Source organism: Cellulosimicrobium sp. 22598, assembly GCF_052044445.1.
GTDB lineage: Bacteria > Actinomycetota > Actinomycetes > Actinomycetales > Cellulomonadaceae > Cellulosimicrobium > Cellulosimicrobium cellulans_G.
This window is the reverse complement of the sequence record NZ_JBQEMZ010000001.1, coordinates 352,203-364,369: the sequence shown is the minus strand read 5'-3', so window position 1 is coordinate 364,369 and position 12,167 is coordinate 352,203. Positions and strand designations below refer to the sequence as shown.

At 74.0% G+C, this 12,167-nt stretch carries 11 protein-coding genes; all 11 read left to right on the top strand.

Annotation, left to right across the window (positions count from 1 at the left end):
- Nucleotides 1-84 precede the first annotated feature (84 nt).
- The 11 genes from efp to mihF all read left to right on the top strand — a co-directional run bounded on the left by efp (nucleotide 85) and on the right by mihF (nucleotide 12,127).
- On the top strand, nucleotides 85-648 hold the full coding sequence (gene efp / locus ACTJIY_RS01650) for an elongation factor P (RefSeq protein ID WP_021482610.1): 564 nt from the start codon (nucleotides 85-87) through the stop codon (nucleotides 646-648).
- Nucleotides 649-676: 28 nt separating this feature from the next.
- Complete coding sequence (nusB, locus tag ACTJIY_RS01645) at nucleotides 677-1,096, top strand: transcription antitermination factor NusB (RefSeq protein ID WP_253049354.1); 420 nt, start codon at nucleotides 677-679, stop codon at nucleotides 1,094-1,096.
- Between the two features lie 184 nt (nucleotides 1,097-1,280).
- Nucleotides 1,281-1,940 carry a bifunctional pyr operon transcriptional regulator/uracil phosphoribosyltransferase PyrR gene (gene pyrR / locus ACTJIY_RS01640; RefSeq protein ID WP_440673023.1) on the top strand — a complete coding sequence of 220 codons (660 nt, stop codon included), beginning with the start codon at nucleotides 1,281-1,283 and terminating at the stop codon, nucleotides 1,938-1,940.
- Nucleotides 1,937-3,028, top strand: coding sequence for an aspartate carbamoyltransferase catalytic subunit (locus ACTJIY_RS01635; RefSeq protein WP_353709311.1), 1,092 nt, complete (start codon nucleotides 1,937-1,939; stop codon nucleotides 3,026-3,028). The genes pyrR and ACTJIY_RS01635 overlap by 4 nt, the downstream gene beginning before the upstream one ends.
- Nucleotides 3,025-4,389 (top strand): dihydroorotase, encoded by a 1,365-nt coding sequence (locus tag ACTJIY_RS01630; RefSeq protein ID WP_440673024.1) that lies wholly within the window; start codon nucleotides 3,025-3,027, stop codon nucleotides 4,387-4,389. Before ACTJIY_RS01635 ends, ACTJIY_RS01630 begins: the two co-directional genes overlap by 4 nt.
- Nucleotides 4,386-5,090 carry a PH-like domain-containing protein gene (locus tag ACTJIY_RS01625; RefSeq protein WP_253049362.1) on the top strand — a complete coding sequence of 235 codons (705 nt, stop codon included), beginning with the start codon at nucleotides 4,386-4,388 and terminating at the stop codon, nucleotides 5,088-5,090. The genes ACTJIY_RS01630 and ACTJIY_RS01625 overlap by 4 nt, the downstream gene beginning before the upstream one ends.
- The gene (gene carA / locus ACTJIY_RS01620; protein ID WP_374613774.1) at nucleotides 5,087-6,346 is read left to right on the top strand and encodes a glutamine-hydrolyzing carbamoyl-phosphate synthase small subunit; all 1,260 of its coding nucleotides are present in this window, start codon (nucleotides 5,087-5,089) and stop codon (nucleotides 6,344-6,346) included. Before ACTJIY_RS01625 ends, carA begins: the two co-directional genes overlap by 4 nt.
- Before the next feature lie 2 nt (nucleotides 6,347-6,348).
- A complete protein-coding gene (gene carB, locus ACTJIY_RS01615; protein WP_253049364.1) occupies nucleotides 6,349-9,717 on the top strand; it encodes a carbamoyl-phosphate synthase large subunit in 3,369 nt (1,122 codons plus the stop codon).
- The gene (pyrF, locus tag ACTJIY_RS01610) at nucleotides 9,714-10,583 is read left to right on the top strand and encodes an orotidine-5'-phosphate decarboxylase (RefSeq protein ID WP_440673025.1); all 870 of its coding nucleotides are present in this window, start codon (nucleotides 9,714-9,716) and stop codon (nucleotides 10,581-10,583) included. Before carB ends, pyrF begins: the two co-directional genes overlap by 4 nt.
- 119 nt (nucleotides 10,584-10,702) lie before the next feature.
- Entirely contained in the window at nucleotides 10,703-11,593 is an 891-nt protein-coding gene (locus ACTJIY_RS01605) for a tyrosine-protein phosphatase (protein ID WP_440673026.1), read from the top strand.
- A gap of 222 nt (nucleotides 11,594-11,815) precedes the next feature.
- The gene (gene mihF / locus ACTJIY_RS01600; RefSeq protein ID WP_021482878.1) at nucleotides 11,816-12,127 is read left to right on the top strand and encodes an integration host factor, actinobacterial type; all 312 of its coding nucleotides are present in this window, start codon (nucleotides 11,816-11,818) and stop codon (nucleotides 12,125-12,127) included.
- Nucleotides 12,128-12,167: the final 40 nt, after the last annotated feature.

Here is a 12,167-nt window from a genome sequence, read left to right as displayed (position 1 = left end):
CGTCCTCGAGGACCCTGTCGTGCCGTCCCGGCACGCGGCTCCGCGTGGGGCGGAGACCGCAGACCCTCCGACAGGAAGACGAACGTGGCGACCACCAACGACATCAAGAACGGCACCGTGCTGCGACTCGACGGCCAGCTGTGGACCGTGATCGAGTTCCAGCACGTCAAGCCCGGCAAGGGTGGCGCGTTCGTCCGCACCAAGATCAAGAACGTCATGACGGGCAAGACGATCGACAAGACGTTCAACGCCGGCCTCAAGATCGAGACGGCCAACGTCGACCGCCGTGACTTCCAGTACCTGTACCAGGACGGCGCGGACTACGTGTTCATGGACACCTCGACGTACGACCAGATCACGGTGGGTGCCGAGATCGTGGGCGACGCCAAGGACTACATGCTCGAGAACCAGAACGTCCTCATCGCGTCGAACGACGGCCAGCCGCTCTACATCGAGCTGCCCGCCTCGGTCGTCCTCGAGATCACGTACACGGAGCCGGGCCTCCAGGGCGACCGCTCCACGGGCGGCACCAAGCCGGCCACGCTCGAGACGGGCGCGCAGATCCAGGTCCCGCTCTTCCTCGAGCAGGGCACCAAGGTCAAGGTCGACACGCGCGACGGCTCGTACCTCGGCCGCGTGAACGACTGACCGCCGGCACGACGGGCTGACGACACACATGGCCGCACGCACCAAGGCGCGCAAGCGCGCGCTCGACGTCCTCTTCGAGGCGGAGCAGCGCCAGGTGGACCCGGCGACCCTCCTTGCGGAGCGCGTCGCCGACCCCGGCACCGCGCAGACCGCCCTGCCGCAGTACGCGGTCGACATCGTCGAGGGCGTGCTCGCGCACCGCGACCGCATCGACGAGCTGATCGAGACGTACTCCCACGGGTGGACGCTCGAGCGGATGCCGGCGGTCGACCGGGCCCTGCTGCGCATCGGCGGCTGGGAGATCCTCTTCAACGACGACGTCCCGGACGTCGTCGCGATCGACGAGGCCGTCGACCTCGCGCGCTCCCTGTCGACCGACGACTCGCCGTCCTTCGTCAACGGGCTGCTCGCCCGCATCGTCGAGATGAAGCCGACGATCACGGCCTGAGCGCTCCACGGCCCCGCTGCGGGCCGGCGCGACCCTCGACGCGGCGTCGGTCACGGGTGTGACCGACGCCGCGTCTTATCCGGCGGGACGCGTACCCGCCGCCGCGGCCCGCGGCGGTAGGGTGGGTGACCGTCAGACATCCTTTAAGGCCCGTCCCGTGAGGCGGGGAAGGAGGTCGCCGGACATGAGCTCTGGCGCTGCTGTGCCCACACCACCCCCATCGACCCCGGAGACGACGCCCGAGGCCGGGACCGTCGTCCTGACGGCCGCCGACATCTCCCGCGCGCTGACGCGCATCGCCCACGAGATCGTGGAGCGCAACAAGGGGGCCCACGACCTCGTGCTCCTCGGGATCCCGACGCGCGGCGTCCCGCTCGCGACGCGGCTCGCCGAGCGCCTCGCCGCGATCGAGGGGACGCCCGCCGACGGCGCGCCGGACCCGCACGCCATCGTCGGCGAGCTCGACGTGACGATGTACCGCGACGACCTGCACCGCCACCCGACGCGCACGATCGGCGCGACGCGCCTGCCCGCGTCGGGCATCGACGGCAAGGTCGTGGTCCTCGTCGACGACGTGCTGTACTCCGGGCGCACGATTCGGGCCGCGCTCGACGCGATCAGCGACCTGGGCCGCCCGCGTGCCGTGCAGCTCGCCGCGCTCGTCGACCGCGGCCACCGCGAGCTGCCGATCCGCCCCGACTTCGTCGGGAAGAACCTGCCGACGTCGACGTCCGAGCGCGTCAGCGTGCGCCTCGCCGAGGTCGACGGCGCGCCCGCGGACGGGTCCTCGACGGACGCGGTCGTGATCCGGTCCGCCACCACCGGGACGGAGGCCCCCGCATGAGGCACCTGCTGTCCACCCAGGACCTCGCGCGCGCCGACGCGGTGCGCATCCTCGACACGGCCGCGCAGATGGCCGCGACGCAGGCGCGCGAGATCAAGAAGCTCCCGACGCTGCGCGGCCGCACGGTCGTCAACCTCTTCTACGAGGACTCGACGCGCACCCGCATCTCGTTCGAGACGGCGGCCAAGCGCCTGTCGGCCGACGTCATCAACTTCTCGGCCAAGGGCTCGAGCGTGTCCAAGGGCGAGTCGCTCAAGGACACGGCGCTGACCCTCCAGGCGATGGGCGCGGACGCGGTCGTCGTGCGGCACCAGGCGTCCGGCGCTCCGCACCTGCTCGCCCACGCGGGCTGGCTCGACGCCGCGGTCCTCAACGCCGGCGACGGCACGCACCAGCACCCGACGCAGGCGCTGCTCGACGCGTACACGCTGCGCCGCCACCTGTCCGGGACGGGCCTCACCGCTCCCGGCGCGAGCGGCCCGGACGACGCGGCCGCGCGCGGCGCGGGCCTCGACGGGCGTCACGTGGCGATCGTCGGGGACGTGCTGCACTCGCGCGTCGCGCGCTCCAACGTGCACCTGCTGCACACGCTCGGTGCGCGCGTGACCCTCGTCGCCCCGCCGACGCTCCTGCCGGTCGGCGTCCAGACGTGGCCGTGCGCGGTCTCCTACGACCTCGACGCGACCCTCGCCGGCGACACCGCGCACGGCGGCCCGGACGCCGTGATGATGCTGCGCGTGCAGCGCGAGCGCATGAGCGGCTCGGGTGCCGGCGGGGGAGCGTTCTTCCCGAACCCCCTCGAGTACAGCCGCAAGTACGGGCTCGACGCCCGGCGCCTCGGGCTGCTCGCCGAGCACGCGATCGTCATGCACCCCGGCCCGATGAACCGCGGGCTCGAGATCTCCGCGCAGGCGGCGGACTCGCCGCGCGCCGTCATCGTCGAGCAGGTCGCGAACGGCGTCGCCGTGCGCATGGCCGTGCTCTACCTCCTCCTCGCGGGCAGCGACGAGACCGACGCCGCTCCGGCCACGGCCGTCCCGCACCCGCCCGTCCAGCCTCCCGTCGTCGAAAGGGTCCCCGCCTCGTGAGCAGCGCCGCAACCACCACGTACGTCCTGCGCGGCACGCGCCCGCTCGGGGGCGACCCCGTCGACCTCGTGCTCTCCGGCGGCGTGATCGCCGAGATCGCGCCGGTCGGTGCCGCGCGGGCCGGGTCCGCGGACGACGAGACGGTGGTCGTCGACGCGACCGGCCTCGTCGCGCTGCCGGGCCTGGTCGACCTGCACACGCACCTGCGCGAGCCGGGCCGCGAGGACGCCGAGACGATCGAGTCCGGCACCCGCGCCGCCGCGGCGGGCGGGTTCACCGCCGTGCACGCCATGGCGAACACGACGCCCGTCGCGGACACGGCCGGCGTCGTCGAGCAGGTGTGGCGCCTCGGGCGCGACGCGGGCTGGGTCGACGTGCACCCGGTCGGCGCCGTCTCCGTCGGCCTCGCCGGCGAGCAGCTCGCCGAGCTGGGCGCGATGGCCGACTCCGCCGCGCGCGTGCGCGTGTTCTCCGACGACGGCAAGTGCGTCGACGACCCGATCCTCATGCGCCGGGCGCTGGAGTACGTCAAGGCGTTCGACGGCGTCGTCGCCCAGCACGCGCAGGAGCCGCGCCTCACCGAGGGCGCCCAGATGAACGAGGGCGTCGTCTCTGCCGAGCTCGGCCTCGCGGGCTGGCCCGCGGTCGCCGAGGAGGCGATCATCGCGCGCGACGTGCTCCTCGCGGAGCACGTGGGCTCGCGCCTGCACGTGTGCCACCTGTCCACCGCGGGCTCGGTCGAGATCGTGCGCTGGGCCAAGGGCCGCGGGATCGACGTCACGGCCGAGGTCACGCCGCACCACCTCGTCCTCACCGACGACCTGGCGCGCGGCTACGACCCGACGTTCAAGGTCAACCCGCCGCTGCGCACGGCCGCGGACGTCGAGGCGGTGCGCGAGGGCCTGGCCGACGGCACGATCGACATCGTCGCGACCGACCACGCGCCGCATGCGCGCGAGGACAAGGACTGCGAGTGGGCGGCGGCCGCGTTCGGCATGACGGGCCTGGAGACGGCGCTCAGCGTCGTCCAGCAGACCATGGTCGACACCGGCCGACTTACGTGGGCCGACGTGGCGCGCGTGCTCTCGAGCGCGCCCGCGCGCATCGGCCGCATCGACACCGGCGCGCGCGCCCAGGGCCGCCCGCTCGAGGTCGGCGAGCCCGCCAACGTGACGCTCGTCGACCCGGCCGCGCGCCGGGTCGTCGACGGTGCGGGGCAGGTCACGGCGAGCACCAACACGCCGTTCCAGGGCCGCGAGCTGCCCGGCGCCGTCGTCGCCACGTTCCTGCGGGGGCGCGCGACCGTGCTCGACGGCGCACCCGTCCCGGCACCCGCGGACGCGCAGGGGGTGGGGGCGTGAACCTGCCCCAGCCCGTCGCGGTCGGCATCTGGGTCGTCCTCGGCGTCGTCCTCCTGACGCTCGTCCTCGTCGGCCGCCGGCGCCTCGTGCGTCGCTCGGCCGGCGTCGTCCCGACGCCCCCGGCGGTGCCAGCCGAGGCCGCGCGGGGTGCCGTGGTGCTCGGGCCGCTCGACGCGCTCTACGTGTCCAGCACGCTCGCGGGCGACTGGCTCGCCCGCGTCGGGGCCCACGGGCTCGGCGACCGGTCCCAGGCCCAGGCCACCGTGCACGACGGCGGCCTGCTGGTCGAGCGCAGCGGCGCCCCGGACCTGTGGGTGCCCGCCGCCGCGGTCGGGGGCGTGGCCCTCACGCCCGGGATGGCCGGCAAGTTCGTCGGCAAGGAGGCCATCGTCGTCGTGACGTGGACCGTGCCCGGGGAGCCGGTCCCTGCCGACGCGCCCGAGGCTCCGGCGAACCCCGAGGTCCGGCTCGACACCGGCCTCCTGCCCCGCCACGACCACGACGTCGCGCGCCTCCTGGAGGCCGTCCGCGGTCTCGCCGGACGAGCCGACGCCGACCGCGACGAACCCGTAGCCGCCGGCACGCACGAGCGACGACCCGGGGCGCCGAGCGGCGCCGCCCCCGCAGACCCCGCAGACCCGGCGCCGACGCGCGAGAGCGCGGCCCCCGGCACCGACGAGAACGACGAGGAAGCACCGTGACCGCCCCAGTGAACACAGCGACCACCCTGGCCTCAGCGACCGCACCGCCCGCCGAGCGGGCCCTGATCGTCCTCGAGGACGGGACCGTGCAGACCGGGCGCGCCTACGGCGCGCGCGGCACCACGGTCGGCGAGATCGTCTTCAACACCGGCATGACCGGCTACCAGGAGACGCTCACCGACCCCTCCTACCACCGGCAGATCGTCGTCATGACGGCGCCCCACATCGGGAACACCGGCGTCAACGACGAGGACCCCGAGTCGGGCAAGATCTGGGTCGCCGGGTACGTCGTGCGCGACGCGGCCCGCCGCGCGTCGAGCTGGCGCGCGCAGCGCACCCTGGACGAGGAGCTCGCCGCGCAGGGCGTCGTCGGCATCAGCGACGTCGACACGCGCGCCCTCACGCGCCACCTGCGCGAGCTCGGCGTGATGCGCGCCGGCATCTTCTCCGGCGACGCGCTCGTGCGCGACGGCTACCCGCGCACCGTGGAGGACCTCGTCGCCGAGGTGAAGGCGGCGCCCGCGATGGCCGGCGCCGACCTCGCGCGCGAGGTGAGCACGGACACGGCGTACGTCGTCGAGCCCTTCGAGGGCACGACGCCCGACGGCGAGCCCGTCGCCACCGTCGTCGCCGTCGACCTCGGCATCAAGTCCATGACGCCGCAGCGCCTCGCCCAGCGCGGCGTGCGCGTGCACGTGGTCCCCGCCGCGTCGACGATCGAGGACATCGAGGCGTACGCGCCCGACGGCGTGTTCTTCTCCAACGGCCCGGGCGACCCCGGGGCGGCGACGCACGAGGTCGAGCTGCTGCGCGGCGTCCTGGACCGCGGCACCCCGTTCTTCGGGATCTGCTTCGGCAACCAGATCCTCGGGCGCGCCCTCGGGTACGGCACGTACAAGCTCGCGTACGGACACCGCGGCATCAACCAGCCCGTCATGGACCGCCGCACCGGCAAGGTCGAGGTCACCGCGCACAACCACGGGTTCGCCGTGGACGCGCCGCTGGACGGCGAGTCCGTCGCCCCGCACGACGGCGGCCGCTACGGGCGCGTCGTCGTGTCCCACGTCGGGCTCAACGACCAGGTGGTCGAGGGGCTCGAGTGCCTCGACCTGCCCGCCTTCTCCGTCCAGTACCACCCCGAGGCCGCGGCCGGCCCCCACGACGCCGCGTACCTCTTCGACCGCTTCGTCGAGCTCATGGCGTCCCGACGCGCTCAGAGCTCCGCAGCCGCCGACCAGAACACCAAGGAGAGCTGACCGTGCCTCGCAGAACCGACATCTCCAGCGTCCTGGTCATCGGGTCCGGCCCGATCGTCATCGGCCAGGCGTGCGAGTTCGACTACTCCGGCACCCAGGCGTGCCGCGTGCTCAAGGAGGAGGGCCTGCGGGTCGTCCTCGTGAACTCGAACCCGGCCACGATCATGACCGACCCCGAGTTCGCCGACGCGACGTACGTCGAGCCCATCACGACCGAGGTCCTCACCTCGATCATCGCCAAGGAGCGCCCCGACGCGCTCCTGCCCACGCTCGGCGGGCAGACCGCGCTCAACGCGGCGATCGCGCTCGACGAGGCGGGCGTCCTCGCCGAGTACGGCGTGGAGCTCATCGGCGCGAACATCGAGGCGATCCAGAAGGGCGAGGACCGCCAGCAGTTCAAGGACGTCGTCGAGAAGTGCGGCGGCGAGTCGGCGCGCTCGGTCATCGTCCACACGGTCGACGAGGCCGTCGCGGCCGCGGGCGACCTCGGCTACCCGATGGTCGTGCGCCCGTCGTTCACGATGGGCGGCCTCGGCTCGGGCTTCGCGTACGACGAGGAGGAGCTGCGCCGCATCGTCGGGCAGGGCCTGCACTACTCCCCGGTGACCGAGGTGCTCCTCGAGGAGTCGATCCTCGGCTGGAAGGAGTACGAGCTCGAGCTCATGCGCGACAAGCACGACAACGTCGTGGTCGTGTGCTCGATCGAGAACGTCGACCCCGTCGGCGTGCACACGGGCGACTCGATCACGGTCGCGCCGTCGCTGACGCTCACGGACCGCGAGTACCAGAAGCTGCGCGACATCGGCATCGCGGTCATCCGCGAGGTCGGCGTCGACACGGGCGGCTGCAACATCCAGTTCGCCGTCGACCCGGACACGGGCCGCGTCATCGTCATCGAGATGAACCCGCGCGTCTCGCGTTCGTCGGCGCTCGCGTCCAAGGCGACCGGGTTCCCCATCGCGAAGATCGCGGCGAAGCTCGCCGTCGGCTACACGCTCGACGAGATCCCCAACGACATCACGCAGGTCACGCCGGCCTCGTTCGAGCCGACGCTCGACTACGTCGTCGTCAAGGTGCCGCGGTTCGCGTTCGAGAAGTTCCCGGCCGCCGACCCGACGCTGACGACGACCATGAAGTCCGTCGGCGAGGCCATGGCGCTCGGGCGCAACTTCACGGAGGCGCTCGGCAAGGCGCTGCGCTCGATCGACAAGGGCGGCTCGGTCTTCCACTGGGACGGCGACCCCGTCTCCGGCGCGGACCTCGACGAGCTCCTGGTGCGCATCGCGCGCCCCACGGAGAACCGGATCATCGGCGTCCAGCAGGCGCTGCGCGCCGGGGCGAGCGTGGAGCAGGTGTTCGAGGCCACGAAGATCGACCCGTGGTACCTCGACCAGATCCAGCTGGTCAACGAGGTGGCGGCGGCCGTCGCCGACGCGCCCGCGCTCACGGAGGACGTGCTGCGCGAGGCGAAGAAGCACGGCCTGTCCGACGCGCAGGTCGCGCGCCTGCGCGGCATGGGCCCCGCCGGCGAGGCGACCGTGCGCGAGGTGCGCTACGCGCTCGGCGTGCGCCCCGTCTACAAGACGGTCGACACGTGCGCGGCCGAGTTCGCGGCCCGCACGCCGTACCACTACTCGTCCTACGACCTCGAGACCGAGGTCGCACCGCGCGAGCGCGAGGCCGTGATCATCCTCGGCTCAGGCCCCAACCGCATCGGCCAGGGCATCGAGTTCGACTACTCGTGCGTGCACGCGGCGCTCACGCTGCGCGAGCGCTACGAGACGGTCATGGTCAACTGCAACCCGGAGACGGTCTCGACCGACTACGACACGTCCGACCGTCTCTACTTCGAGCCGCTCACGTTCGAGGACGTGCTCGAGGTCTACCAGGCCGAGCTCGCCGCGGGGCCGGTCAAGGGCATCATCGTGCAGCTCGGCGGGCAGACGCCGCTCGCGCTCGCGCAGCGCCTCGCGGACGCGGGCCTGCCGATCCTCGGCACGAGCCCCGAGGCGATCGACGCCGCCGAGGACCGCGGGGAGTTCGGCCGCGTGCTCGTCGAGGCGGGCCTGCCCGCCCCGGCGTTCGGCACGGCGCGCTCGCTCGACGAGGCGAAGGACGTCGCGGCCGGCATCGGCTACCCGGTGCTCGTGCGCCCGTCCTACGTGCTCGGTGGTCGCGGCATGGAGATCGTCTACTCGGCCGAGCAGCTCACGGGCTACGTCGAGCGTGCGCTCGCCGCGGCCGCCGCCGAGGACCGCACGGCAGGCACGCTGCCTGCGCCGCTGCTCATCGACCGCTTCCTCGACGACGCGATGGAGATCGACGTCGACGCGCTCTACGACGGCACCGAGCTGTTCCTCGGCGGCGTGATGGAGCACATCGAGGAGGCGGGCATCCACTCCGGCGACTCGGCGTGCGTCCTGCCGCCCGTGTCCCTCTCGGAGCAGGAGATCGAGCGCATCCGCCGCTCGACCGAGGCCATCGCCCAGGGCGTCGGGGTGCGCGGCCTGCTCAACGTGCAGTACGCGCTCGTCTCCGACGTGCTGTACGTCCTGGAGGCCAACCCGCGCGCGTCGCGCACGGTGCCGTTCGTCTCGAAGGCGACGGGCACGTCGCTCGCGAAGGCCGCGGCGCGCGTCATGGCCGGCGAGTCGATCGCCGAGCTGCGGGCCGCGGGCGTGCTGCCCGCCGACGGCGACGGCGGCACCCTGCCGCTCGACGCGCCGATCGCGGTCAAGGAGGCGGTCCTGCCGTTCAAGCGCTTCCGCACCGCGGACGGCGTCGTCGTGGACACGGTCCTCGGCCCGGAGATGCGCTCCACGGGCGAGGTCATGGGCTTCGACCGTGACTTCCCGCACGCGTTCGCCAAGTCGCAGGCCGCCGCGTTCGGCGGGCTGCCGACGTCGGGCCGCGTGTTCGTCTCGGTCGCCGACCGCGACAAGCGCTCGATCGTCTTCCCGGTCAAGCGCCTCGCGGAGCTCGGGTTCGAGATCCTCGCGACGGACGGCACGTCGAGCGTGCTGCGCCGCAACGGCATCGCGTCGCGCGTGGTGCGCAAGTTCTCCGCGGGCCGCGGGGCGGACGGCGAGCCGACGATCGTCGACCTCATCACGGCCGGCGAGGTGGACATGGTCATCAACACCCCGTCCGGCCAGGGCGCGCGGGCCGACGGCTACGAGATCCGGGCCGCCACGACCGCGGCGGACAAGCCGATCGCGACGACCGTCGACCAGCTCGCCGCGGCGGTGCAGGGCATCGAGGCGGTCCTCGCGGGACCGTTCGCGGTGGCCAGCCTCCAGGAGCACATGGCGGGCGAGGGCCTGACGGCCGGCGTCACGCTGCCCGCCGCCGCGGAGCGGGTGGGCGCGTGAGCGCGGGCTTCGGCGCGCGGCTCGCTGCCGCGACGGACGACCACGGGCCGCTCTGCGTCGGGATCGACCCGCACCCGGGCCTGCTCGCGGACTGGGGCCTGCCCGACGACGCGGCGGGGCTGCGCGAGTTCGGGCTGCGGGTCGTCGAGGCGGTCGGCGGGCGCGTGGCGGCGGTGAAGCCGCAGTCGGCGTTCTTCGAGCGGCACGGGTCGCGTGGCGTCGCGGCGCTCGAGGAGGTGCTGGCGGCGGCCCGTGCGGCGGGCACGCTCGCGATCATGGACGCCAAGCGCGGCGACATCGGCTCGACCATGGCCGCCTACGCGGACGCGTACCTGCGCGACGGCTCCCCGCTGGCGGCGGACGCGCTGACGGTCTCGCCGTACCTCGGCTTCGGTTCGCTCCAGCCCGCGGTGGACGCCGCCCTGGAGACCGGGCGCGGGCTGTTCGTGCTGTGCCTCACCTCGAACCCCGAGGGGGCCGAGGTGCAGCACGCGCGCCGCGGCGCCGGGGCCGACGTGGAGTCGGTCGCGGCGCACGTGGCGCGCGAGGCCGCGCGGCTCAACGTGCCCGTCGTCGAGTCGGGCGACGCGCTCGGACCGGTCGGGCTCGTCGTCGGTGCGACCATCGCCGACGCCGCGGCCCGCACCGGCACGGACCTCGCGGCGGTGCGGGGCCCGCTCCTGGCCCCCGGCGTGGGTGCGCAGGGCGCGGGAGCGGCCGAGCTCGCCGCCGTGTTCGGGGACGCGCGGCGCCAGGTGCTCGCGTCCTCCTCGCGCGGCGTCCTGCGTGCAGGACCGGACGCCGACGCCCTGCGCGCCGCGGCGCGAGCGGCCACGGACGAGGCGGCGCAGGCCCTGCGCGGCTGAGAGACCGACCCGGGCGGCGGGGCCGGCACCTGCGGGTGCCGGCCCCGCCGTCGTTCCGGGACGTGGTCGGCGAGGGTCCGGGCACGCTGGTCGTCGTCGTGCCGTGCGAGACTGCGCCCATGACCTCCCACGACACGTCCCACGACGCGGGCCCGCGCGGCTCCGGCACGCCCACGGAGGCGGCTGCCGCCGTACCGGCACCCGAGGGCGCGGCCGTGCCGGGCGCGCTGGACGTGCCGGGCACGTGGAACGCGCGCGACGTCGGAGGACGGGCGGTCCCGATCGGCCACGACGAGCCCCTGCGCACCGGCGTCCTGCTGCGGACGGCGAGCCTGTCGCGCCTGACCCCGGCGGGCCAGGCGGCGCTCTCCGACCTCGGGGTGACGACGGTCCTCGACCTGCGCGGGGACGACGAGCTCGAGCGCGACGGTGCGGACGCGGTGCCGGGCGGCGTGCGGGTGCTGCGCCGCGGCATGGACCCCGCGCAGGGCCTGCAGGCCGGGGGCGGCGGGGGAGCGTCGGCCGACCCCGCGGCGCTGATCGCGGGCCTGCTGGCGGCGGACGACCCGACCGCGGTCGCGCGCCGCATGATGCACGGCGTGTACGCGACGTTCGTCCAGGACCCGGGCATCCGCGCGACGGTCGGGCGCGTGCTCGGCGAGGTCGCGTCGTCGGACGGCGCCGCGGTCGTGCACTGCTCGGCGGGCAAGGACCGCACCGGGTGGGTGGTCGCCCTCGCCCAGTACGTCGCGGGCGTCGGGGAGGAGGACCGCCTGGCGGAGTACCTCGCGAGCCGGTCGGCCGTGGGTGGACTCGCCGCGCTCGTCCCGCCCATCCCGGGCCTGTCCCCGGACGCGCTGGCCCCGGTCCTCACGGTGGAGCCGGAGTACCTCGAGGCGGCGTGGGAGCTCGCCGCCCGCGAGCACGGGAGCGTGGACGGCTACCTCGTCGCGTGCGGGGTGACCACGGCCGTGCGCGACGCGCTCGTCGCGCGCCTCGTGGCGTCCTGACGGTCCCCCTCGGTCACCTCACGACGCCCCTCGCTGCGCCGACGGCGCGCGACGCGCCCTGCCCAGTCGTTGCCCGATCCGTCGAGGCTCGCTACTTTCGAGGGGTCGGCTCCGTGCGTCGGCGCAGGTCGCCCGGGTGATTCACCCGATTAGGGCTCCTCGTCGGGGCACGCCGGGACGACTGAGTGGGCCCATCCGCCTGACGACGAGTAGGTGACTTGCGTGGCACTTCCACCCCTGACCCCAGAACAGCGCGCGGCGGCGCTCGAGAAGGCCGCAGAGGCCCGACGCGTGCGCGCCGAGGTGAAGAACAGGCTCAAGTACTCCCAGGGCTCCCTGAAGGAGGTCATCGAGCGCGGGCAGACGGACGACATGATCGGCAAGCTCAAGGTGGTCTCGTTGCTGGAGTCCCTGCCCGGCGTGGGTAAGGTGAAGGCTCGGGCGATCATGGAGGAGATCGGGATCGCCGAGACACGTCGTGTCCGCGGCCTCGGCCCCCACCAGTCCGCGGCCCTCATCGAGAGGTTTGGCTGACATTTCCGCGCACCCGTCCGACCCGACGCCGCACGCCCCC